The following is a 24855-nucleotide window of genomic DNA, read 5'->3' as shown; positions in this document are numbered from 1 at the left end:
ATCCAGGGGACTCTGAAGGGGAAATGACGTAAAAGTTTGTCATCCTGAGGAACGAAGGATCTTCTTCGCCCTGCTAATTGCAGACTTTTCTAACGAAGAAGATCCTTCACTACGTTCAGGCTCCCACAGGACAGGTTTTCCGCATGATGTATACTTAGCGTGTGGGGTGCTGAAACAAGTTCAGCATGACAGCGGGGTTAAAGGGGGTTGTCATTTCCCCCTTCACAGTCCGCGGGATTTTATTATTCGCAATGACATAGCTTTATATTGTCCTTCCACTGTCTGCCGTATTTTACAACCCGCAATCTTCCTTACTTCATTTACTTTTATAAAATATTTAGGTACATTTATTGTGCATGAAAGGCATCACCAGCCAACCTTCCTGTGCAATTGATGAATGTTAAACCGAATGCCTGCAAACAGGTGTAATGAGCAATACAACCGATAAGTATCACAAGCAAATTGAGCGCAACGATAAGCATCTTAACCCCCTTTTTGATATCAAAGAGGTTTCTAAAAGATCTTATCAGCTGGGATTAGCCGCGCTTTTTACGGGTATAGGCCTTTCTGTTTATGATGCCTATGCCGGCATCTATGTTTCTTCGTTTTTGGTGGCTTGCTTCTGCTTCGCCATTTTATTATTCATGCTGCTCAAGTACCAGGGTGTAGTTTTAAACCTAACCATATCCATCATCTATTTGATTTGCGCGCTCCTCATTTTTTCGGTTGTATTAGAAGGTCTACAGTCTGACGCGTACCTATATTTTTTCCCCGTACTGATAGCTGTCCCTATAGTGATAGATTTGAAACAGGTAAGGTACAAACAGATTTTTATTTACATCTCGGTCATCCTGCTTTCATTCGGCCTCAGCATCATTATAGGGCGCACCATGCAGCCCTTAGAGAGTTTTACTGTAGCTCAAATTAATAAGCTGGCTATTGTTAACCGTATTGTAGCTATCTCATCAACCATCGTATTCGCGGTAGCTTATATCTTTTTTGAAAAGATGTATATCAATGAACTAACAGCGCAAAGTAAACAGGTTATTAATACCCGCACCCAGTTTTTGGCTACTATGGGACATGAGTTACGAACACCATTAAACGGCATTATTGGTACCATTGCCCTGATGAAGGACGATCCGATGGATCAAGCGAAATATATGCAGATCCTGCAATACTGCTCAGACCATATGCTGAAACAGGTGAACGACATTCTTGACTTTAATAAAATAGAGGCCGGCCAATTAGAGAACCACCCGGTAAAAGTTAACCTGCGAAATCTTTTGCTCAACTCGGGGCTGCCTTTCCTTGCGGCTTTCAGACAAAAGGGCCTAAAGCTTGATATCGACATCGACCCGCAATTAAATATTATTGTGCTGGCCGATGATCTCCATCTAATACAAATTATCAATAACCTTTTTGCAAACGCCCTCAAATTCACCGAAAGCGGGTACATCAGGCTTAAAGCCGATTGTATCCATAAAACTGAAAAGCATATTGAGGTTAATATTAGTGTGCAGGATTCTGGCATTGGGATAGATAGTGATGACCAGGAACTGATATTTGAAAGCTTTTACCAGGTTTATAATGAAAATACCAGGCAAATGGTTGGTACCGGCCTTGGCCTTACCAATTGCCTGCGCTTGTTAAAGTTAATGAACAGCACGCTTGTTTTGGTGAGTGATAAAGATAAGGGGAGCACTTTTAGCTTTAAATTGACACTGGAGTATCCCGAAGATCAATATCAGCTTAAAGAGCAGGGCATTATACCAGGCGATAACCTGGCCGGCGTTAAGGTGTTGTTAGTTGAAGATAACAAGATCAATATGCTGGTGGCAAAAAAGTGCCTTACCGGCTTTGAAGCCATTGTTACCGGTACTTACAACGGCCGGGAAGCACTTGACGAATTAGCGCTGAATCAAAATTATCACATTATTTTAATGGACCTGGAAATGCCGGTAATGAACGGCTACACTGCTATTTACGAAGTAACCAGGCTATACCCATCCATCCCTGTAATTGCATTTACAGCCTCGCTTGTTGATGATAAAATGCTAAAAGATTTGCTTGATAGTGGTTTTGTTGATTGCATCCTGAAACCTTTTGCCCCGCAAACGGTGTTGACTACTGTTTTGAAGCATTTAAGGGCGGAGTCACTTGTGGATAGGTAGGATAGTGGTTAAGTGTGCCTATAAAACTATGTCATTGCGAGTTGTAAAATTTCGCGAAATTCTGAAGGTAGAATGACAATATAAAGCTATGTCATTGCGAGGAACGAAGCAATCGCGAACTGTGCAGATTCGCCCTGTATAGCATGCGATTGCTTCGTGCCTCGCAATGACATGGTGGACTTGTCATGGGTAGGCACGAAGCAATCGCGAACGGTACAGAGCCGGCCTGTAAAGTATGCGATTGCCCGGCAGTATCGAATCACAACTTCGCCATGTCATTGCGAGGAACGAAGCAATGACATAGCTTTAACTATTACCACTCAAATTTAATACATAAACAAAAAGTCCCTGCCGATAACGGCAGGGACTTTTTATATTACGTTGTTTGGTGATTAGAACGCGTAGCGGATACCAAACTGCATTTGCCAGCGGGATGCAAACAAATCAACTGAATATGGCAATCCTGGATCCTGGAAAGTATATTTTGGATAAGTTGTTGCTGCATTAGCAAATGATGGTGTTGTTTTTGGCGTTAAACCAATGCTTGATGTTGAGTTAAAGGTGTTAGCAGAGAAATAGTACTGCCCCCATTTTTTGTTCAACAGGTTGGTTAAGTTAACAATATCATAAGTGAAAGTGATCACTTGTTTGTGTTTACCGTTACCAAATTTAAAGTCCTGGGCAAAACGGAAATCAAGTTGGTTATTCCATGGTGTAAACGCTGCGTTACGTTGTGTGAAATTACCACGACGTGATGACAGGTAGCTGTTTTTATTGATGAACGCATCAAAAGCGGCAGCTTGCTGCGCAGCTGTCTGGCCACCTACTATGTCGGTAAAGAAATTAACAGTTTCGCCTTGTTTAGGAATATAAGCTAAACTAACTTGTTGACCTGTTCCATCAATAGCGCTTGGGTAAAAACCATAAGTGTATGGGTTACCAGATTGTGCGCTGAAGAAGAAGCTGAAGTTTGCAGTATAGTTTTTAGCAGCATCCCAGTCATGACGGATGTTGACGTTTGACACAATGCGGTGACGGATATCAAAGTTTGAGTTAGCCAAACCCGGGTTGTTAGGGTTTAAAGCCTGGTTTAACTGCCAGTTTGATTCCATTGAGTTACGGATACCGTTGGTTACATCTTTTGAATGACCGTAAGTATATGCCACATTACCGCTTAAACCAAATGGGAAGGTTTTACCAACCTGGGCGGTTAAGCTATAACGGTAACCAAGGCTTGTGTTTGATAACTCATAAGCGTTGGTAAATGATGGGCTTACTTTTTGGTTAACAAATATTGGCTGTTGTTTTTGGGTATCGTAAGTGTAGTATGTTACACTATCCTTGGTATTCACTTGTTGGAATTTCAAATCGTGGATAGTTTTGGTATAAATACCTTCAACAGTAAATTTCCACTGATCATCAGTTGTATAATCAAAAGCTAAGCTGCTTCTCCAAACCTGCGGCATTTTAAAGTTGTTGTCAATTAAATCCACCTGGGTTGGGCCTGTAGCGGCAGTATTTGCACCTTGTTGATTAACGTAGTTTAAACCACCGTTAGGCGCAATTTGTACCGGGTTAGTACCTGCTTTTTGAGCTGCTTTGCTATCATAAGCACCGTAGGTTGTACCGTTGTTATAAAACGCGTAACCAAACCATGCAAAAGGAACACGACCAGTAAAGAAGCCGCTACCACCACGAACGATCAGGCTTTGATCGCCGTTAACGTCATAGTTAAATGATACACGTGGGTTAAATTCAACATTGCTCAAATAATTTTGCTTAATGTCTCTTGGCTTAGTGTAAGTGAACGTGTTTCCGTAGTTAGGATCAGAAACTGCTCCGGTTGTTTTGCTGCTTAAAGGCTGTTTGTTAGGTACGCCAGCGTAATCTAAACGTAAAGCTGCAGTCAGTTTAAAGTTATCAGTAAGCTGAATTTCGTCCTGCCCATATAAGCTTAACAGGTTAACTTTAAATTGAGCTGATGGGTTAGCTAAAATGTAATCCCTGGTGTTATCAGTGTAGTTGTAGTTAGCACGTACACGTGAAGGAACATTATTGATAAAGTTTTCAATGCTGCTGTAAGCAACACGACCATTCCAGGCATTTACGAAGTTATAAGTAATGTTATAAAACTCGTTGTGTGTACCAAAAGTAAAGGTATGTCTTCCTTTAGTAAGTGTAAAGTTATCGGTAAACTCGGTAGTTTTCTGGTGCATGTCAAAAATAGCAGCCTCACGGTCGGTACCCATAAATATGGTTGTACCTGGTGTACGGCCGGTTATTTCAATTTGTGGCAACGATGGATCTGAATTAGGATCACGGAAATCATGTACGTTTGAGTAACCTAAAACCAAGCTATTGCTCGCATCATTTGAAAACCTTGTTTTTAACTCGGCAACTGTTGATGTTGAGTTGTTATGAGAGGTATAATCAATACCACCAAAACGGAAGTTTTGCTGATCGCGCTCTAAGTTTGTAGCTGTAGATGTGATGGTATTGTTACGGATAGTTAACTGGTTATTATCGTTGATATTCCAATCCAAACGGTTAAAGAATTTGTTTGAATGTGAATAGATTGAAGTATTTTGATAAGTACCTGGGCTTACACCGGTATATTTGGTGAATGCTGTAGCTAAGTTTTGCGCATCAGTTAAGCTCAGGATCTGGCTTGAACCGCTTGCATCTGCACCACGAATAACCGGGTCCTGACGGCGTGCAATCTCCTCATTTGTAAAGAAGAATAATTTGTTTTTGATGATAGGAAAACCTAAACGGATACCTGTTTGGTAATCGTGGAAAGTTGATGGTAGTTTTGAGCCATCGCCACCAGCAGCAGCAGAAGCATTGTTAGGACCTACCAAAAACGCACCGCGACCGAAACCGTAGATTGAACCGGTAAAATCATTGGTACCACTACGGGTTACCGCGTTGATACTACCACCTAATACGTTACCAATCTTAATATCATAAGGAGCAACTAATACCTGTACATCCTGGATAGCATCTAATGATACCGGGCTTGTACGTGTGCTGCTACCAACCTGGCCAGATGCATTGTTTTGACCACCTAATGATGGGCTAAAACCAATTGCATCGTTATTAATGGCACCATCAAGCGTTACGTTATTGTAACGGTAGTTGGTTCCCTGGAAAGAGTTGTTGTTACTTTGTGGGGTTAACCTTGTTAAATCCTGCAAGCTACGGTTAATGGTAGGCAGGTTTTTAATTTGATTTTGGTTAATGCGGGTGCTTGCACCAGTTTTGGTACCACCGGCAGAAGCCTTAATTTTTACTTCAGATAAGGAAGTAGTTTCATCGGCAAGCGCAAAGTTGAAAGTTACGCTACCTAAACTTAGGTTAACATCATTTCTTTCTTCTTTTTTAAAGCCTACGAATGAAGCTGTGATGGTGTAAGGACCACCCGGGTTAACGTTAGCAATAGTGTAACGGCCGTCAGAATTGGTTTGTGAGCCGTAACGGGTGCCGGTACTGGTGTTAAGTACGGTAATAGTAACACCTGGCAGGGTTACGCCCTTCTGATCGGTAACTTTACCACTAACTAATGACGTTGTAATTTGCGCGCTGGCAACATTAGCAACCCCAATAATCAGCAGTGATAAAAGGATAAAGTAAAGCTTTTTCATTTGTGTTTATTTTGAACACAAAAGTCCTGCTCCAATGTTAATACAGTGTTAACACTGTATTATTATATTAACACCTGTTTAATGTAACTTTACAATTCGTCCTTTTAAGACGCAAATTATAGCTAAACAAGCTATTTCCATAAAAAAATTGACAATAAATTAACTTTTACATAATTAGCTTTTGAAGGTTGTAGTATTGATTAATTTTTAGCGTATCTGTAAATTTAGCTTGCTCATTACCTAATATCACAACAGCGTTAACTAACCATTTTGATCCATTAATCCGCTTACCTTTAATTTCGCCGCCAATTGGTTTCACACCAATATAGTCGCAGCAGGGGCAAATAAAATTATATACAGCACTATTGCCGGCTATTTCACTGCCACTTACTTTAAAAGTACCTCCGTCGGTGTTTGCTTTAAAATAAAGCTGCGTGGTTGCACTGCAAAGCCTTGTATTAATACTACTATAATAAAAAACAGTACTGTTACCATTTATCACCTTATTTGGAGCGACCAAGTCTGCTTTATCCTGGAAACTAAAAGTACAGTCTGAGTTTGCCGGACAGTCTGTGAGTTTGGTATCAATTTCCGGCTGCGTGCTTTTACCACAAGCGGCGATTAAAATTAAAGCCGATAAGATAACTGAAAAGGTAATTGTATGTTTCATGATGCAGGTTTTATTATACAATACGTAGATAATGAACTAAATGCAACATTAAAACCAAGAAAAACCTGGCGTTAAACCAGGTTTTTCTTTTAAAAGATATTATTTACCGTAAGCAGTCCATGAAGCTTTTGACCAATCGGTACCAGCCGGGTCAATAGCGCCAACGTAAGTTACTTTGGTAAAGAACGAATCTGTTAAAGCAGTAGCAGTAAACGCCGCAGCCGCAGTAGCCGCAGCCGAACCTGATTTAGGAAGCAGGTTTGGAGCAGTGTTATTAAACGGATCTGTTAAACCAATATCAGTTGCAGCAGCATAAGTTTTGCTTTTGTCGCGGCCTTCAACCAAAGTTTTTAAGCCTGCAGCAGTTAACAAACCTGCAGTAGCCAGTTTATCAACTTTATAGTTATCGCCATATGATTGTAACAAGCTATTCAAAAATCCGCTTGTACCGCTAATGTAAAATTGAGCAGTAGGATCATTATCGATATCAAAACCTGCTTTTTGGCCGCCCATAACAATAGAGTTGGCAAGGGTGAATTTAGCACCTCTTCTCCAACGCATACCGTAACCATAATCGGCGGATACTCCGGTAGCGTTGTTAGGACCGATGGCTGTAAAATTTGATAAAGTTGGGTTGGTTACCGGGGTTAATAAATAACCCTTTGCATCGGTAGTATTATCAACCTCAAAGTTGTTTGAAATATCGCCGGTTGTACCTTTGTTATCAGTAAAGGCCGGATCTTTAATTGAAACCGCAAACTGAATTTTACCATGGTATCCATCGTCCATATCATAATCATCATCGGCGTTGTTGTAAGCAATAAGGTATTTAGCGTTGAAGGCTCCGCCAAAAAACTCAAACGCGTCGTCAAGGCCACGTAATACCTCAACGTGATCAACAGTAGTACCGCTTCCTACTGTGTACATACTTAAACCATTCACCTCGTCGCCAGGGTTAACAGCTTTACCACCGTATTCAATACGTACATATTGTAAAACACCGGAGTTATCGGCATCATTAGTACCACCAAATGATTGGTGAGCTACGTCAACACCACCTTCTAATACGGCATGGTTACCGTTACCTGTTGCATTACCAACAATTACAAGGCCACCAAAATCGCCCGGTTTAGGTGATGCTTCTGCCGAAGTGAAAACAATTGGCTTAGCAGCAGTACCGGCAGCATTGATCTTGCTTCCTTTGTAGATAATTAAAACACCGGCAGAGTCTTTGTTACTTACAATTTTTGTTCCCGGATCGATAGTAAGAGTTGCACCATCAACATAAACATAACCCCTGATGCGGTAAGTTATACCGGCTGTCCAATGGGTATCTTTAGTAATGTTACCTCTTACGTCAAGGTTGGTTACAGGAGGTGTAACAGGGGGAGTTGTTCCAGGATCTTTGTCCTTAGAGCACGATGCAAAGGCTAAAAGAGCCGCGGCACCGAATAAATAAATCGCTTTTTTCATAATTGACTGATAATCGTTCTTTCTTTTGTATCGGGATTTTTAGTTATTCTTATTTTTTGAAATCAAAATTGTATTTAAAGGAAAGCGTAGTGCCAAAGCCTGAGTAACGGCTTTGAATTACCTTATCTTCACCTTTTTTATAAGCCGTACTGCTTGATGAGCCGTAATTATTATAATAAACAAATGGCTGCGCCAGCAGATCTGATACGGTTAATTTGATTTCGGCGTGTTTGTTAAACAGGGCTTTACTCAGTTGCATGTCTATCACATCGCGCGGTTTTTCATAGATATCTACGCCACCGGTTACCGCTCTGAACTTCAGGCGTTCGCCAATGCGGTTGTAAAGGATATTGAATGAAAAATCGGCATTATCAGGAGTGTAATACAAACCAGAATTGATGAGGTAAGGCGATTGCCCTTGCAAGGGCGTTGATACTGCCCTGCCGTCGGCCAGTTTTACCTTTGCATTTATATAGGAGGCGTTTACGTAAAAGGTAACATTACGTAAAAAGCTGCCTTCGGCAATAAAATTCAGTTTCTTACGCAATTCTGCTTCAACACCAATATCTTTTGCACTTAACGCGTTTTGATAGGTTAAGATATCATTGCCCTGGTTAATTTGCTCAATAGGGTTTTTAAACTTTTTGTAGAATGCCGATACAGAGATAATTTCGCCGCCGGATGGGAAGTACTCGTAACGGATATCGGCGTTATCAACCAAACTGCGCTGTAAAGCGGGGTTACCGCTGATGATAAAATTGGTTTGATAATCAAAATACCTGAAGCTGGCCAATTCCCTGAATTCGGGCCTGTTAACCGAGCGAAAATATGATGCCCTGAAATTTGCTTTTTCGGTTAAGCCATAGGTTAAGTTGCCCGATGGCAAAACATCGGTATTGTTATATTCCTGTAGTGTTTTACCTGCGGGTAATAAAGTTTGATTGTAACGCTCAACTCTTGCACCCCACACAAACCTAAGTTTATTGGTAAACTTGTTATCCAGCATTAGATAACCGGCATCCTGATCGGCTTTGCCAGTATAATCTGTTGAGCTTTGATCCAGACGGGAAAGATCAATACCATTTGATTTGATACTTTCGGGGCTAAACACATTAGCTGTTGTATAACCGTTTTGCAATATAATGTTCCTGTTACCAAAGCCAACAGCATCTGTATAGCCCAAGGCGTCGATACTAAAATCGCGACTGCGGTGCGAGATCAAACCACCAAATTTTAAACGTTGTGGCTGGTCCATCCATTTAAACGGAATGGCCAGGTTGGCTTTAGCACCCGATATGTTTTCATGCAAAGTAGAGTATACCCTGCCCAGGTCATTCGGTTTAGGACTGTTCTCGCTCGATAAAGAAATATATTCGGGCTGGTTTAGCGGCGTATAAACGGTAACAATGCGTTGATCGGGCTGATTGCGGTACGACAGACCGTATGATGCATTCCAGTCAAAAATAATATTACGCTTACCCAGGGTATGCTGCCCTTCTAATACTGACGAATAAATGCCATTTTGGGTGGTTTCAACAGAATAGCCGCGGTAACGTAAAGGATCTGTTTGGCTGGCTTCAAAGTTTAGCGCATTGCTCGTTTGTTCAAAATCGACGGTAAAATCGTTATTATACAGGTTTCGCAAAGCTATTTTATTACGCCCGAAGGTGTATGCAAAATTGAGCAAACCGCCCAGGCTTTTATAATTACTGAATACGTTGCGATCATAGCTATATAATGGCAGCTCTTTAGATGCATCATTAAAACCGGTATACCCTATCCTATCACCAAATGACGAGCGGTGCCCGTTACTATAATTTAAGCTGAAGTTATAGCCAAAGCGGTTATTGCTTTTTGATGTGTGCGAATTACCCGTAGAAAACTGGAAACCGATATTTGGCAAGCTATTTTGGCCCTCCTGGTAATAAAATGTATTTGGAAACTGCTGCGCTATAGCAACCTTTTGATCGCTGGTGGTACCCGATGTATAGTTATTTTTCACACTTGAATAAGCCGCAGGCAATTTCCTTGATCCATCATCAAAGCCAAGAAAATCATATTTACCTGATGGGCGGGCATTAATAAAATTATTTTTAAAGGTAGTTTTTGAGTTATAACCTACACTTAAGGAGGCCTCTAAAAACTGATTGTCGGGAATATCTTTAGTAATTGTATTAATGGTACCGCCTGAGAAATCGCCGGGCAAATCGGGCGTGGCAGTTTTGTATACCACTATATTATCTACCATGCTTGAGGGAATAATGTCAAACGCGAAGGCCTTTTTATCCGGTTCGGAACTTGGCAATACAGCGTTGTTCAACAGGTTATTATTATAGCGCTCGGCCAATCCGCGTATTACAACAAACTTTCCGTCCTGAACAGATGTACCGCTTACCCGTTTTAAAACATCGCCGGTATTCCTATCCGGCGACCGGCGGATAACATCTGCCGAAATACCATCAGTAACCTGAATGCTCGTTTTTTGGCGCGCATATAGGGCATTTACCGATTCTTGCCGGTATGTGGCTCTAATGGTTACTTCTTTTAAGGCCTGTGTTGATGCCTCTTCTAACGTGGCATCAAGCTGCACAACCGCTCCGGCTTTTACTTCAACATCAGATATCGATTTGCTTTGGTAACCAATGTACCTGATGCTAAGCGTATACTTTCCCGGCTGCAGGTCACTTAATAAAAACCGGCCATCAACATTGGTTGAGGCACCTTTAGTTGTCCCTTCAATTCCAATAGATGCGCCTATTAAAGTTTCGCCTGTCTTTTTATCGGTTATCCTACCGGCTATCTTACCAGGTGATTGCGCGAATAGCGCTGTGCTTATAGTTAAAATGAAAATCAGGAGCGTGAAGTAAACTTTTAGTTTGAACATAAATTTTATTGACGGGTCAAAACTACCCGCAACACATTAAACCTATGTTAAGCAAATATTATCAAATCTAATATCTTAGATATTAGATTATATCTAATAGTAACAATACTATCCAAATGATTCGTGAAGATTACATGAAGATTTGAAGTACAAGTACTTAAGATTAAAGATTCCATTATATCTTTGGCACTTAATCTTAACAATGGCTAATCACAAAAAGGCTGAATTTACAGCAACAGACCAGGACCTGTCTTTAGTAGCCAAGGCGCTTTCGCATCCTGCAAGGATAGCCATCCTTCGTATTTTGGCACAACATCCGCATTTAACATGCGGCGAGGTTGTAGAGATCCTGCCACTTGCCCAACCCACTGTATCCCACCATCTCAAAGAGTTGATGGATGCCAGCCTGATTACGATGACCATATCCGGCAAAAAATCATTATATGATGTAAACCACGAACGCTGGAATAAGTACACTATCGAATTTGAAAATATGTTGAGCGCTATCAATAATAACCAAGAGGTTTAGCTTCTTTTAGGTTGTGTACCATACATTACCTAATTAACTAAACGGCGATATTATTAACACCATATTCATCATTAGTTAATGCCTTAGTAACATCAGCGATATAAGTTTGCCAATTAGAACCAGTTTCGTCAAATCAGCATGACTAAGGCCAAAATGAGCGTAAAGATTTCATCTTTAATTGTAGCATCGCTATACTTCATTTTTTCTTGTCTATATGTTACCAGGTGTCCCGGTACTAACTGTTCTTCATCTACAGAAACGCATTGCTCATTCAAGAACAGCATTACAAAGCTAAATACCTATACTGTATCTAAACACAAAAGTGCCAAGGCTTTGCCTATAGCCTTTTTATCGCGGCCGCGGGTTATTTTCAGCAAAAATATTGTTGTACTATTAAAAGCCCACATTGTAAGTTTATCTACTGGCTTATTGCGGTCTGTTTGTTATAAATACAATTTAAGAAACCTGTGCTTCGGCACCAAAGCCTTACATTCCGATAAAATCTTTTCAATTCTCCGCTCCTGGCGAATTTGATCAAACATCCAATCAAAAACTACTTCGCAAAAAATCAATAAATGTTTTTTTGCTGTTTGCTGCATTTTGTTAAATCACTGTTCGATTTCAGATGCATGCTTCCCCATTAACAAACACATGTTTTTAAAAAACATTCAATTCATATTATCAATTGAACTATTATGCCGTTTAGTGATTCTAAATTTTCAAATGCTGATAATGAGCTGGCCAATTTTGCCAAAGCCCTTGCATTACCTGTACGTATAGCTATTATCCGTACCATTATTCTTAATGGTAATACCATAACCAAAGAAAACTTTTACGAAATCCCTTTTCACCACGAAACCATCAACAAACACATTGCCGAATTAAAAACCCTGGGAATAATAAAGGCGAGTGGCTATAAAGGGAACATCAAATATGCTATAGATGAACACCTGTTTGATACAATGGCCCTAAAAATTGCGCAACTATTTAGCTTTGTTACCAATAAACAACTTATGGTATGAGTTACCTGTTAACACCTACGGCTTTAAGTAATTTATAAATAATGCTAACCGGGGCCAGGGGCAATGAGCTAATGTTGAGCCCGTATTGTACATAGGTTTTTTCGCGGGTATTACCAATAAGCACCACGCAAATGCTTGGGATAAAAATGATGGTGCAAACAAGCCACATAGCCGGCCCGCCTAATTGCTGCCAGCTGAGCAACTCTAATATCAAATAGCTAAAGCCCAACAGTATAAACAGGATGGCGTATGAAATAAGCGGAGAAATGCGCAGATAGTAGTAAATAGCAATGGCTATAACAAAGGATGCCCAGTTAAAATAACCGTTATACGATCCTAAAAATTGAAGGTGAGGAAAAGGGATAGCCCAAAACAAGCCAAAAAGGCTAAACATTAAAAGCGGTACGCATATATAATGGATCACTTTATTAAGCGGGTCTTGATGACTCAAGGCATAACCGTTCAACAAACGTTCGGCACTGGTTTCTTCAGTTTTAGGTACCGGATTGGTTTTGGAATTTGATGTTTTTGCTGCCACAATACAAATATAAAAACCCTTTCAGCTTTAGGCCAAAAGGGTTTATTTTTTATTTTTTGATGTTTAATTATTTCGCGAACGCTACCGAACGGGTTTCCCTGATCACGGTAACCTTGATCTGACCCGGGTAGGTCATTTCGGTTTGGATACGGTTTGAGATATCGGCAGCCAATACTTCTGATTGTGCATCGCTTATCTTTTCGCTTTCAACCACAACACGCAATTCGCGGCCGGCCTGTATAGCGAAAGTTTTTTCGACACCAGGATATGACATTGCCAGTTCTTCCAACTCCTTTAAACGTTTGATGTAGCTTTCAACCACTTCGCGGCGTGCACCCGGCCGGGCGCCAGAAATGGCATCACAAGCCTGGATGATTGGCGACAGCATCGATGTCATTTCAATTTCATCATGGTGGGCACCTATCGCGTTACAAACTTCAGGATGTTCCTTATATTTTTCGGCCAATTGCATCCCCAAAATAGCGTGTGGCAGTTCTGGGTTATCATCAGGGACTTTGCCAATATCATGTAACAAGCCGGCACGTTTAGCCATTTTTACATTAAGGCCAAGCTCGGCAGCCATTGTGGCGCAAAAGTTAGCAACCTCACGTGAGTGCTGTAACAGGTTTTGCCCATAAGATGAGCGGTAGCGCATACGGCCAACCATACGGATCAGCTCGGGGTGTAAACCGTGGATGCCCAGGTCAATCACGGTACGCTCGCCTATCTCAACAATTTCTTCTTCAATTTGCTTTTTGGTTTTGGCAACCACCTCTTCAATACGCGCCGGGTGAATACGGCCATCTGTTACCAAACGGTGCATAGCCAACCTTGCAATTTCGCGCCTTACCGGGTCAAAACCTGATAAAATGATGGCCTCCGGAGTATCATCCACAATAATTTCGATACCGGTAGCGGCCTCCAAAGCTCGGATGTTCCTACCCTCACGACCGATGATACGGCCCTTGATCTCATCATTTTCGATGTTAAAGATAGATACTGTGTTTTCGATAGCGCTTTCTGTAGCGGTACGCTGAATGGTTTGGATAACTATCTTTTTAGCTTCTTTAGTAGCGGTAAGCTTAGCTTCGTCCACAATATCCTTAATCTGTATCATGGCTTTGCTGCGGGCTTCTTCGCGCAGGTTGTCTACCAACTGGTTCTTAGCATCCTCGGCAGATAAGCCTGCAATAGTTTCCAATTGCTGTACGTGCGAGTTTTTAAGAAGCTCAACCTCTTCCTGCTTTTTAACAACAATCTCGGTTTGTTTCTCCAGGTTTTTGCGGGTGTTATCAAGCTCATTTTCCTTGCGGTTCATGTTTTCCAGGCGTTGATTCATGGATTGCTCCTTTTGTTTCACACCGTTTTCGCGCTGGTTGATGTTGTTGTTTTTTGTGGTAACTTCCTGCTCATGCTCAGCTTTCATTTGTAAAAACTTCTCCTTGGCTTCCAGTAATTTATTTTTCTTCAGGATCTCGGCATTGTTTTCAGCGTCTTTTAAAATCTTCTTCACTTTATTTTGTGCCGATACTTCCTGGTCTTTGAACAACTTCAGTAGCAGGAAGCGTCCGATGACTATCCCAAGGCCAGTGCCTACGAGTAGTCCGATAATAACATATAGTATGTTCATTTTAGGTTATTGGTGGTATGTATGTATATAAAAAAACCGCAACTAATTTTTAAGTATCATGTATTTAAAACCTCATTTCGGATATTGGAATCATGGGTTACGTTAGTACTTATAGTAACGCATGCCTCTTTGATCCGCTCATATTGAAGCGTTAAGTTTTTAATAGTGAAACCTAAAATTTAACTGCGGTTAAATCTTAAATGTGCTCTGTATATTATGTAAAGAACGTTTATTACTTCGAAAAAAATTTGTCAAGCATATGATCTAATTGGTAAACTTTTTCGGCTACATCAGTATCCTCTACATTTACCTTCTTCTCGGCCTTTAATGACGATGTTGCATAATGCAGCACGCACATTGAAAGCAGATCCTGCTTATCCCTCACTGCATAATTTTCCTGATATTCTTTTATCCGGTCGTTAATTAGTTTAGCCGCCCTGCGTATTATTTCTTCTTCTTCCATGTTTACCTTTAAGGGGTAAACTCTGTCAGCAATATTTATTTTTATTGAGATTTCTCCCATTTGAGCTGTTCACTTTTTGTACTATTTCTTCAATAATACAATACACTTATCTATTTCTTGCACAAAGTCGTTAATTTTTTGCTTAATGTCAACACTTTTTTCATTTGTTTCTGAAAATGATTTTGCAAGTTTCAATACACGAAGCTTTTCTTCAAGGTCTTTCGTCTTATTTTTGCTTGCATCAAGTGCCACGGTAAGCGCCTCACTCTCCAGCTTCAACAAGTCATTCTCCTCCTGTAAAGCAGCACAAAGCTCAATCAACCTCTCGGTTTTATCAACTATCTTATTTAACTGTTCTGCTACCGAGGCCATGTATTTGCTAAAACTCTAAATCTTAATTTCTAAACTCTAAATCAAAAAATATATCCAAAAAAGAAATCAAAAATTTCAAAATCAAGGTCTTGACTCTTGATTCTAATCTCTTGACTCTATTTCCTTATCTCCGCTCCTGCTTCTTTTCCTAAATTATAAATTAATTTTTGCATAATGCTGTCGATCGCTTTATCGGTAAGGGTTTTCTCAATATCCTGGATGATAAAGCTCAGCGCGTATGACTTTTTGCCAGCTGGTAATTTATCGCCCTGGTACACGTCAAATACACTTACCTCCTTCAACAGCTTACGCTCGGTACGCTGGGCAATTTGCTTTAACTGACCAAACGAAACCGATTGATCTATCAGCATGGAAAGATCGCGCCTTACGGCCGGGAACTTAGAAACCTCCTGGTAAACAATTTTGTTTTTACGTACCGCGTTAAGCACCATATCAAAGTTGAAATCGGCATAAAATACATCCTTATCAACATCAACCTTTTTTTGCGAAGTAGTATTCACCTGGCCAAATTTAACCAGCTGCTTACCATTAAGCATGTATTGCAAACCGAAAGCCAGCTTGCTGCAAGTGGCATCTTCGGTTACCAGGTCGGTAATGTTCAGCCGTTTTAAAATACCATCAACAATGGCCTTTAGGTTGTAAAACGAAACCGGCTTTTGTTTCAGGTTCCATTGTTCGGCAGTATCGGCACCGGTGATAAATATCGAGAAACGTTGCACTTCGCTATATTTATCATCCTTTACACTGTATACCTTGCCAAACTCATAAAACTTCAAATCGGCAGCACGGCGGTTTTGGTTATAAGCGATAGCTTCCAGCCCAGAGTACAATAAGGTTTGACGCATTACATCCAGATCGCTGCTTAGCGGGTTCAGGATTTTTACGGCCGCATCCAGGTTATCTGAATAGGATGATTTGGTTAACGAGTTTGAAAGTATCTCGTTAAAGCCATTAGCCGTTAACAGATCCGAGATTTGGTTTTGAACAGTATCTTTCTCTGCCCGTTGAGAGTTATTTAAGGATGCCCGGATCTGCGTAGGGATATGGATGTTATTGTAACCATAAATACGCAATATCTCTTCCACAATATCAACCTCGCGGGTAACATCAACACGGTATGGAGGAACTTGTAAGGATAGCGAATCCGCAGTTTCGTTCACTATCTTAATATCAAGCGCCTCAATGATCGCTTTGATCTCGCCATGGGTTATCTCCTGCCCTATCAGCCTGTCGATGTTTTTATAAGTTACATCAAAGGCAAATGGCGAAACCGGGGCAGGGTAATGATCAACAATATTTGATGATACTTTACCACCCGCTACCTGCTGAATAAGCAAGGCGGCACGCTTCAAGGCAAACACAGTCATATCCGGATCGGTGCCACGCTCAAACCTGAAAGATGCATCGGTTTTTAAACCATGTCTTTTTGCAGTTTTACGTACCGACACGGAATTGAAATAAGCGCTCTCCAGGAAAATACTGGTAGTAGATTCCTTAACACCAGATTTTGCACCACCAAATACCCCGGCAATACACATCGGCTCTTCGGCGTTACCAATCATCAGGTCATTTTCTGATAATTTACGATCTGCATCATCCAAAGTTTTAAAAACAGTTCCTTCGGCATAGTTTTTAACCAATACTTTGTTGCCGGTTATTTCATCGGCATCAAAAGCATGTAATGGCTGCCCAAGCTCATGCAGTACATAGTTGGTAACATCCACAATGTTGTTGATAGAACGGATGCCGATAACAGCCAAACGCTCTTTTAACCATTTTGGCGATTCCTTAACTTCGACACCGCTAATGGTTAAGCCAGAATAACGCGGACTTGCCGCTTCATTCTCCACCACAACTTCAATAACCCTGTCTGTGTTATCAACCTTAAAAGCGCTAACATCCGGCTTGGTGATACCGATTTTTAAGAACGCGGCAATATCCCTTGCAGTACCTAAATGCGATGTGGCATCGGCGCGGTTTGGGGTAAGGCCAATTTCGTACATATAATCGTCGTGCAGTTTAAAATAGTTTTTAGCCAATGAGCCAACAACCGCGTCATCATCAAGCACCATGATGCCTGCATGGTCGGTACCTAAACCTATTTCATCTTCGGCACAGATCATGCCTTCAGATACTTCACCACGAATCTTTGATTTTTTTATTGTAAAAGGCTCGCCCACGGTTGGGTAAATGGTAGTACCAACGGTAGCCACAACCACTTTTTGACCTGCAGCCACATTATGTGCACCGCAAACAATCTGTAGGTCTTCCGCGCCGCCAACATCAACTTTGGTTACATGCAGGTGATCGGAGTTGGCATGATCAACAGACTCCTTTACGTAGCCAATCACCAGACCTTCTAATCCGCCGGGGATGGGTTGCACTTTTTCAAGACTTTCAACCTCCAAACCGGTACCGGTAAGGATAATGGAAATTTCCTGAGGGGTTTTATCAGTATCAATAAATTCTTTAAGCCAGTTATACGATATCTTCATTATTCAAGAATGATAATCGGCAAAGATATAAAGATTTCGGATGTCGGATTTGGGAATTGGGATTTATTTAATTTGAAGATTTGGGAATTTCTTGACTGAATATCACGAAAAGCGGATATCTATAGAAAAACAAATACATTTGTGTAAAACAGACTTGTTTGTATTTATGTCAACTGAAGCAACAGAGCTCCCGAGAGTATATTTAAATAACGCGCATCTTAAAGGATTTAAATCCGTTGAGGATTTAACTATTGATTTTAAAAAAGGGTTAAATATACTAATTGGAAAAAATGGATCTGGAAAATCTAATTTTTTGGAATTCGTAAACGAGGCTATAAAATATAGATTACACTCCAAAGTACCTTATAAGTTTTCAAAACTTCAATTTATTTCTGACGATAATCACTCGTTTGTAATAGAAAATGAACGGGTACTTCACTCTAGAACGATAAAAGATAATAATATTGAGGATCGGACTGGATTAATTGAGAAGTTTTATATCGACGACGAGCTTAAATTTGACAATTCAGTAAAATCGGATTTAAAAAGAAAATTTGAGTTTCAAGGGCGACAATTCACCTATACAAAGGTCGGATTTGGATTGTTTCGTTATATGTCTTACCAACATATCTATCCTCTGTTTATAAAATTCAATCTACCTCCTGATTTGGGATGCATTGACTTACCTGGCATCTTCCGGTGCAACGCCGAAGATGAAGACTATTTAAATTGGAATTTCCCTAAAAGCCTAAGCTTTATCGATGATATACTTTGGCAGTTTGAAAGCTATTATGATGAGCCGGCTAAAATAAAAGGTGTTGCCGTTACGGATATCTTAGAAAAATTAAATTTTCCTAATGAAATATTGGAAAACTTGGCTGCCTATACCAATATTGAAGACGTTAGATTTAATCCCAATCTGATTTTATATAATGACAATGAATCTTTGATAATAGAAAATGCTAAACTTGATTTTAAAATTAACGGCCATTGGCTTCCATGGTCTCAATTATCTGATGGTACGCGTCGCTTATTTTACATTATAGCAGAAATTACCAACACAAAAGGATTGGCATTACTTGAAGAACCAGAATTGGGCATTCACCCGCACCAATTTAATCTATTGATGGATTTCCTAAAAGAGCAATCAGAAGATAAGCAAATTATCATTTCAACCCATTCACCAAAAGCATTAGACCATTTAAGTCCCGATGAATTAGACCATATTCTCATTGCCTATTACGATTTAGAAAAGGGCACCCAAATACGACACCTAAGTGATAAGGAAATAAAAAAAGCCCAAAAATACATGAAGGAAGTTGGCTTTTTTAGTGATTACTGGATGCTATCAGATTTGGAATAATGATTAAAGTAGGACTTGTGGGCGAAGATCCAAATGATACTTCTTCAATAAAAAATCTCCTGGATAAAAGATATAAAGGCCGTGTTCAGTTTAGGTCTTTAGCTAAAGGAATAAAGGGACATCAATTGGACAGCCCCAAGATAAAGAAAAGTTTACCTATCGAATTTGAAGACCAGCAATGCAAATTCATCGTGTATATCCGGGATTTAGATGCTTTTAAATCTCAGGAAGATAAACTACAGACTAAAACCAAATGGTTTAAAGATTTAGATGCACTGGTAAATAATGAAGGCATCTTATTGCTTAACATATGGGAGTTAGAAGCTTTGATATTTGGCGACATCGAGACTTTTAACAAAATCCACTCCATCGATCATAAATTCAAAAGCGATCCGATGAAAGTGAAAGATCCAAAAGAAGTTCTGAAACATTTAACTTCTAAATCAAAAAAGCAGTTCAAAGAGTCGCACTGCCCGGAGATATTCAAACAATTGAACATCGACAAAATAGAAGCCAAATGCGCATGCTTCAGAGACTTCATAGCCGAATTTGACGAAAAACTAAAAAATTAAATTCACCACCCCGGCCAATTTCATCTGCACATTTGAAATCTGCATATCTGCACATCTACATCAAATCCGCATCCCCCAAACTCGTATACCCATTATCGGTAATAATGAGGTGATCAAATATCTTGATGTCCAGCATACGGCCGGCGTTAATGAGGTTACGGGTTAGGGAAATATCTTCGTGACTGGCTTTTAGGTTGCCCGATGGATGGTTATGCACCAATATAATGCCGCTGGCCTGGTATTGTATGGCCGATAGGAAAATAATCTTAGGGTCGCAAACAGTAGCAGTTAGTCCGCCTTTACTGATCAGTTCTTTGCCTAATACTTTTTGCGAACGACCCAACAGGATAATCCAAAACTCCTCGTGGTTTAAATCCATCAGGTGGCGGCGCATGATGTTGTAACCATCTTTGCTGCTGTTGATAAACTCTGGAGCCTGGCTTTCGGTGTCGTTACGGCGGCGACCAATCTCCAACGCCGCGATAATGGAAATCGCTTTTGCCTCGCCTATGCCTTTAAATTTACAAAGCTCGGCAATAGATGCCTTGCCAAGTTTGTTTAAATCATTTTCATAATGATGCAGGATGCGCTTGCTGAGTTCAACAGCGGTTTCGGTACGGCTGCCCGAACCTATGAGAATGGCGATCAGCTCGGCATCGGTTAAAGCCCGGCGACCTTGCCCGCTTAGTTTTTCGCGCGGGCGGTCTTCCTCGGCCCATGATTTTATGCTGATCTTGTTGTCGTAGTTTTCCACGGCCTTAAAGTATGAAAATCTCCCGAAACAAAAAAAGGGATCATGCCATGGCACAATCCCTTTTTAATATGATGAAAGCTAAAGATTAGCTTAAGCTATTTACAAATTTAGTAAGCTTCGATTTATTGTTTGAAGCTTTGTTTTTGTGAATAACATTCTTTTTAGCCAAACGATCAAGCATAGAAATCACTTTACCTAACAATGCAGCTGCATCAGCTTTAGTAGTTGTGGTTCTTAATTTTTTAATAGCGTTCCTGGTTGTTTTAGCCTGGTACCTGTTGCGCAGACGCTTCGCAGCGTTTGACCTGATTCTTTTTAAAGATGATTTATGATTTGCCATCGTATAGCTTTGTTATTCTTTTTCTACTTATTTTAAGGACTGCAAATATAGGGTGATAAATTTAATTATGCAAGTGTTTTTTATTTTTAGTTTATTGAGTTGATTATGTTGGATTGAGTTGATTAAGTGGGGTTATGTTTTAAGTTGATTGGGTTGATTAGGTTAGATTGAGTTGATTATATTGAGGTATGGCAATACTTGACAAGTAAGTTTATCAGGTTGAAATGAGCGGAATAAGCGAGTATTTGATAACAATCTTAAAAACAATCATACAAATTATTTCTTATTGAACTATTGTGTGCCGTGTTAACTCAATTCAACTTACTCCAACTTAATCAACCCAATCAACTTAATCAACCGAATCAACACATGGAAAACAACAGTACAACCCGCTTCAGCAACCGTGTAGACGACTATGTAAAATACCGGCCAGGCTACCCTACCGAAATCATCAGCTTTTTGCGAGACGGTTACGACCTATCTGCCGATAAATTGATAGCCGATATCGGTGCCGGCACGGGAATTTCAACCGGGCTGTTTTTAGATGCCGGGTACCGTGTAATCGCCATTGAACCAAACCTGGAGATGCGCGAAAAATCAATTGAACTGTTAAGCTCACAACCCGGCTTTAAGGCGCAAAACGGCACCGCCGAAAATACCGGACTTGAAACCGGCAGCATTGATGCCATTATTGCCGGCCAGGCTTTTCATTGGTTTGATGCGGTAAAAACCAGGGAGGAGTTTAAACGCGTACTTACGCCCGGCGGTATAGTAGCGTTGATTTGGAATGAGCGGTTAACCACCTCCCCCTTTGAAAAAGAGTACGACGAGTTAATTTTTAAACATGGAAATGACTACTTAAAGGTAGATCACCGCAATATCGATCCTGTTGCTATAGGGGTGTTTTTTAGCCCTGAAGCGTTCCATTTACAGGAGTTTGCCAATAAGCAGGTGTTTGATTTTGAGGGCTTGGCGGGAAGGCTGCTTTCGTCATCATATATGCCTACCAAAGAGGATGCCGGTTATGAGCCGATGATAGCCGATCTTAACATTCTTTTTGACAAATACCAACAGAATGGTTTGATTACTATTAATTATGATACCAAGGTGTATGTGGGTAGGTTATAGCAAATAATATTACCGCACCTGTTTAAAACCTAAAACTTAAGCCCATATTTGTTTCATGAAGCGGCATATCGTTTTAAGCTTTTCGAGCATCTGTATTTTACTGCTTTGTTGCTCCTGGGGCTTTTATGCACACTATCGCATTAACCGAATGGCGGTTTATACGTTACCCAAGGCAATGGCCGGCTTTTACAAATCCAACATCGACTACATTGTTAAACACGCTGTAAGCGCCGATAAACGCCGCTACGTTGACTCTACCGAAGCGCCTCATCATTTTTTTAACGCCGATCACTACGGTAAAAAGCCCTGGGCGGCTATGCCCCAAAAATGGAAGGACGCAGCCGCCCAATACACCGCTGACACTTTAAATAAATACGGCACCGTTCCCTGGACCATTCAATATCAGTATTACAAACTGGTACGTGCCTTCAAAGCTCATGACACGATAGCCATCCTGAACACATCGGCCAACCTGGGGCATTACCTTGCCGATGCGCATGTGCCCTTACACCTCACCCAAAACTATAACGGGCAATTGAGCAATCAAACCGGTATCCACGCGCTTTGGGAAAGCCGCATTCCCGAACTTTTTGGCGATAAATATAATTACAAGGTTGGCAAAGCACGCTATATCGAAAACCCATTGGCCGAGGCATTTAAAATTTGCCGGGCATCTTTCAAAAGCGTGGATACCGTTTTACGCTTTGAAAGAATTTTAACTAAAAGCTTTCCTGCCGATAAAAAGTATGCAATGGTGTTACATGGCAAAAAAGAGGTCAAAGATTACTCGGAAGCCTATTGCCTGGCCTATCAAAAAATGATGAAAGGTATGGTTGAGCGGCAAATGAGATCGTCCATCCTTTCGGTTGGGAGTTTCTGGTATTCGGCCTGGGTGGATGCCGGTCAGCCCGATTTGCCTGTGGGCCGGGTTTCGCCGCCAGACAAATAGCCCGATTTTGGCCTCCGCTATACTTTGGTTTAAATTTTGTAGTTTAGATACTTATAAATCATCCTGAATGAGAAAGATCAGCCTTATTATCCTCCTGCTTGTTATCTGTTCGCAATTCGTATCGGCGCAAAACTGCAGCCAGTTCATTAATAGTATCAATGGCAAAAAGTTCAGGTATGCCAACCAAAATACCCAAGGCAATACCATAGGCACCATGGTATGTAATACCACTAAAAAGGACGCATCGACCATAGCGGCCCACATTGAACTGTTCGATAAAACAAGCAAATCAATGGGGAGCGGCGATTCTGAAATTTTATGTACAGGCACATCTATCAAAGTAGATATGAAAACTTTTATCCCGGCATCATCATTAAAACAATTGGGCAGCATGCAAATGACGGGCGATACCAAATACCTCACCTACCCCATGAACCTTAAAGCAGGCCAAAAACTGGAGGATGGAGCTTTAACCATTAACGTAGCAAACAACGGCCAGCAAATGGGCCAGGTGCTACTTAACATCAATAATCGGAAGGTAGAGAAAGCTGAAAAGATAAGCACCAAAGCTGGCAGCTTTGATTGCTTTAAGATCACTAATGATGTTTCGCTGAACATCAAGATGATGGGTATGTCCTTACCTTTCCAGATTAAAATAATAGAATGGTTTGCGCCTAAGCTTGGCCGGTTTGCCAAATCAGAAACCTATGGTAAAGATGGAAAATTAGTTGCGACTACGATGCTGGAGGCTATTAATTAAACCTTACTGCGCAGCCTGTTTCTTAGCACCACGACTTGCAATAGCTGCGTATATTGGCGGAATAATAGATATCAAAATGATCACTATTCCCACTAATGAAAAGTTCTTTTCAAAAAACGGCACTTTACCCAATTTGTAGCCAGCAAACAGAAAAACCACTATCCATGATGCGCCGCCAACAATATTGTATAAGCTATACTTTAAAAATGGCATCCTACCTACACCGGCAACAAACGGCGCTATAGTACGAATGATAGGCATAAAACGACTGAAAATAACCGCCTTGGCACCATGCTTATCAAAAAAGGCCTTGGTTTTAAGATAATATTCCAGCTTCAGGATCTTGTTTTCTTCTTTAAATACTTTGGGACCTAAATAGTTACCCAACAGGTAATTCACCGTATTACCGGCAAACGCCGCAACAATTAAAATGATAGCTAACAAATAAATATCCAATCCCGATTGACCGCCTGCTATTAAAGCGCCGGCCGCAAACAGTAAAGAATCGCCAGGTAAAAACGGAGTAACCACAAAGCCGGTTTCGGCAAAAATAATGGCGAATAATATCAGGTAAGTCCAGCCCTGGTAAGCGCTGGTAATTTGTACCAGGTGTTTATCAATGTGCAGGATAAAATCGATAATGCTTTTTATTACTTCCACTTTTTTAATTTTTGCCCAAAAATAGAAATATAAAAAAAGAAACCCAGTTAATACGACGTTTTAATTATTAAATTTGAGATATGAACATACAGGCAGAAAAACTAAATGTATTACAGCAAATTATCAATACCGATGATATAAGCTTAATTCAAGACATTAAAGCTTATATCAGCAACAGGAATTTGGATTGGTTTGATGACTTAAACGATAGTCAAAAGAGTGATGTTCAGGAAGGATTAGATCAATTAGATAATGGCCGCTCATTTAGTCATGAAGACGCAAAAAAACGATTTGGGTTTAAACAATGACGATAATCTGGTCTGAAAAAGCCGGTGAAACATTTCAAAAGAATGTAGAATACCTTTTGGCAAACTGGTCAGAAAATGAATCAAAGAAGTTTATAGAACGGGTTTT

At 40.5% G+C, this 24855-nt stretch carries 21 protein-coding genes; 9 read left to right on the top strand and 12 right to left on the bottom strand.

Annotated elements, in window-relative coordinates; all coding sequences use genetic code 11:
* Nucleotides 1–428: 428 nt before the first annotated feature.
* The gene (locus tag FHS10_RS06385) at nt 429–2174 is read left to right on the top strand and encodes an ATP-binding response regulator (protein ID WP_259088599.1); all 1746 of its coding nucleotides are present in this window, start codon (nt 429–431) and stop codon (nt 2172–2174) included.
* 392 nt (nt 2175–2566) lie between these two features.
* Here the strand turns inward: FHS10_RS06385 and FHS10_RS06380 are convergent, their stop codons facing one another.
* The 4 genes from FHS10_RS06380 to FHS10_RS06365 form a co-directional block, all read right to left on the bottom strand.
* Entirely contained in the window at nt 2567–5818 is a 3252-nt protein-coding gene (locus FHS10_RS06380; protein WP_259088597.1) for a TonB-dependent receptor, read from the bottom strand.
* Nucleotides 5819–5984: 166 nt separating this feature from the next.
* A complete protein-coding gene (locus FHS10_RS06375) occupies nt 5985–6488 on the bottom strand; it encodes a hypothetical protein (RefSeq protein ID WP_259088595.1) in 504 nt (167 codons plus the stop codon).
* A gap of 99 nt (nt 6489–6587) precedes the next feature.
* Nucleotides 6588–7961: a beta-helix domain-containing protein gene (locus FHS10_RS06370; protein WP_259088594.1), complete on the bottom strand. Its 1374-nt coding sequence runs from the start codon at nt 7959–7961 to the stop codon at nt 6588–6590.
* A 49-nt stretch (nt 7962–8010) separates the two neighbouring features.
* Nucleotides 8011–10845, bottom strand: coding sequence for a TonB-dependent receptor (locus FHS10_RS06365; protein WP_259088593.1), 2835 nt, complete (start codon nt 10843–10845; stop codon nt 8011–8013).
* Between the two features lie 202 nt (nt 10846–11047).
* On the opposite strand from FHS10_RS06365, the gene FHS10_RS06360 reads away from it, so the two are divergent.
* Nucleotides 11048–11374, top strand: coding sequence for an ArsR/SmtB family transcription factor (locus FHS10_RS06360; protein ID WP_259088584.1), 327 nt, complete (start codon nt 11048–11050; stop codon nt 11372–11374).
* A 695-nt stretch (nt 11375–12069) separates the two neighbouring features.
* Entirely contained in the window at nt 12070–12396 is a 327-nt protein-coding gene (locus FHS10_RS06355; RefSeq protein WP_259088572.1) for a helix-turn-helix transcriptional regulator, read from the top strand.
* 1 nt (nt 12397) lies between these two features.
* On the opposite strand, the gene FHS10_RS06350 is transcribed toward FHS10_RS06355, so the two are convergent.
* The 5 genes from FHS10_RS06350 to pheT all read right to left on the bottom strand — a co-directional run bounded on the left by FHS10_RS06350 (nt 12398) and on the right by pheT (nt 17915).
* A complete protein-coding gene (locus tag FHS10_RS06350; protein WP_259088569.1) occupies nt 12398–12934 on the bottom strand; it encodes an Mpo1-like protein in 537 nt (178 codons plus the stop codon).
* A gap of 67 nt (nt 12935–13001) precedes the next feature.
* Nucleotides 13002–14564 carry a ribonuclease Y gene (rny, locus tag FHS10_RS06345; RefSeq protein ID WP_259088568.1) on the bottom strand — a complete coding sequence of 521 codons (1563 nt, stop codon included), beginning with the start codon at nt 14562–14564 and terminating at the stop codon, nt 13002–13004.
* Nucleotides 14565–14796: 232 nt separating this feature from the next.
* Nucleotides 14797–15087, bottom strand: coding sequence for a cell division protein ZapA (locus tag FHS10_RS06340; protein ID WP_259088561.1), 291 nt, complete (start codon nt 15085–15087; stop codon nt 14797–14799).
* A 21-nt stretch (nt 15088–15108) separates the two neighbouring features.
* Complete coding sequence (locus tag FHS10_RS06335) at nt 15109–15399, bottom strand: hypothetical protein (protein WP_259088560.1); 291 nt, start codon at nt 15397–15399, stop codon at nt 15109–15111.
* 116 nt (nt 15400–15515) lie between these two features.
* Nucleotides 15516–17915 carry a phenylalanine--tRNA ligase subunit beta gene (gene pheT, locus FHS10_RS06330; protein WP_259088559.1) on the bottom strand — a complete coding sequence of 800 codons (2400 nt, stop codon included), beginning with the start codon at nt 17913–17915 and terminating at the stop codon, nt 15516–15518.
* Between the two features lie 166 nt (nt 17916–18081).
* Between pheT and FHS10_RS06325 the strand changes: the two genes are divergently transcribed.
* Together FHS10_RS06325 and FHS10_RS06320 are read left to right on the top strand one after the other, a co-directional pair.
* Nucleotides 18082–19278: an AAA family ATPase gene (locus tag FHS10_RS06325; protein ID WP_259088558.1), complete on the top strand. Its 1197-nt coding sequence runs from the start codon at nt 18082–18084 to the stop codon at nt 19276–19278.
* Nucleotides 19278–19850, top strand: a complete 573-nt coding sequence (locus FHS10_RS06320) for a DUF4276 family protein (RefSeq protein ID WP_259088556.1) — start codon at nt 19278–19280, stop codon at nt 19848–19850. Before FHS10_RS06325 ends, FHS10_RS06320 begins: the two co-directional genes overlap by 1 nt.
* A gap of 55 nt (nt 19851–19905) precedes the next feature.
* On the opposite strand, the gene radC is transcribed toward FHS10_RS06320, so the two are convergent.
* Nucleotides 19906–20604 (bottom strand): RadC family protein, encoded by a 699-nt coding sequence (gene radC, locus FHS10_RS06315; protein ID WP_259088554.1) that lies wholly within the window; start codon nt 20602–20604, stop codon nt 19906–19908.
* Nucleotides 20605–20689: 85 nt separating this feature from the next.
* On the bottom strand, nt 20690–20944 hold the full coding sequence (rpsT, locus tag FHS10_RS06310; RefSeq protein WP_259088552.1) for a 30S ribosomal protein S20: 255 nt from the start codon (nt 20942–20944) through the stop codon (nt 20690–20692).
* 369 nt (nt 20945–21313) lie between these two features.
* Between rpsT and FHS10_RS06305 the strand changes: the two genes are divergently transcribed.
* The 3 genes from FHS10_RS06305 (at nt 21314) to FHS10_RS06295 (ending at nt 23781) form a co-directional block, all read left to right on the top strand.
* Nucleotides 21314–22072, top strand: coding sequence for a class I SAM-dependent methyltransferase (locus FHS10_RS06305; RefSeq protein WP_259088550.1), 759 nt, complete (start codon nt 21314–21316; stop codon nt 22070–22072).
* Between the two features lie 55 nt (nt 22073–22127).
* Nucleotides 22128–23021 (top strand): zinc dependent phospholipase C family protein, encoded by an 894-nt coding sequence (locus FHS10_RS06300; protein ID WP_259088547.1) that lies wholly within the window; start codon nt 22128–22130, stop codon nt 23019–23021.
* A gap of 67 nt (nt 23022–23088) precedes the next feature.
* Nucleotides 23089–23781: a TapB family protein gene (locus tag FHS10_RS06295; protein ID WP_259088545.1), complete on the top strand. Its 693-nt coding sequence runs from the start codon at nt 23089–23091 to the stop codon at nt 23779–23781.
* A 3-nt stretch (nt 23782–23784) separates the two neighbouring features.
* Here the strand turns inward: FHS10_RS06295 and FHS10_RS06290 are convergent, their stop codons facing one another.
* Nucleotides 23785–24441, bottom strand: coding sequence for a VTT domain-containing protein (locus FHS10_RS06290; RefSeq protein ID WP_259088541.1), 657 nt, complete (start codon nt 24439–24441; stop codon nt 23785–23787).
* A gap of 80 nt (nt 24442–24521) precedes the next feature.
* On the opposite strand from FHS10_RS06290, the gene FHS10_RS06285 reads away from it, so the two are divergent.
* Nucleotides 24522–24749 (top strand): hypothetical protein, encoded by a 228-nt coding sequence (locus FHS10_RS06285; protein ID WP_259088539.1) that lies wholly within the window; start codon nt 24522–24524, stop codon nt 24747–24749.
* Nucleotides 24750–24855 lie beyond the last annotated feature (106 nt).

This window comes from Mucilaginibacter dorajii (genome assembly GCF_024808255.1).
GTDB lineage: Bacteria > Bacteroidota > Bacteroidia > Sphingobacteriales > Sphingobacteriaceae > Mucilaginibacter > Mucilaginibacter dorajii.
The sequence above is the reverse complement of the archived record's forward strand: the minus strand, read 5'-3'. Positions and strand labels throughout refer to the sequence as shown.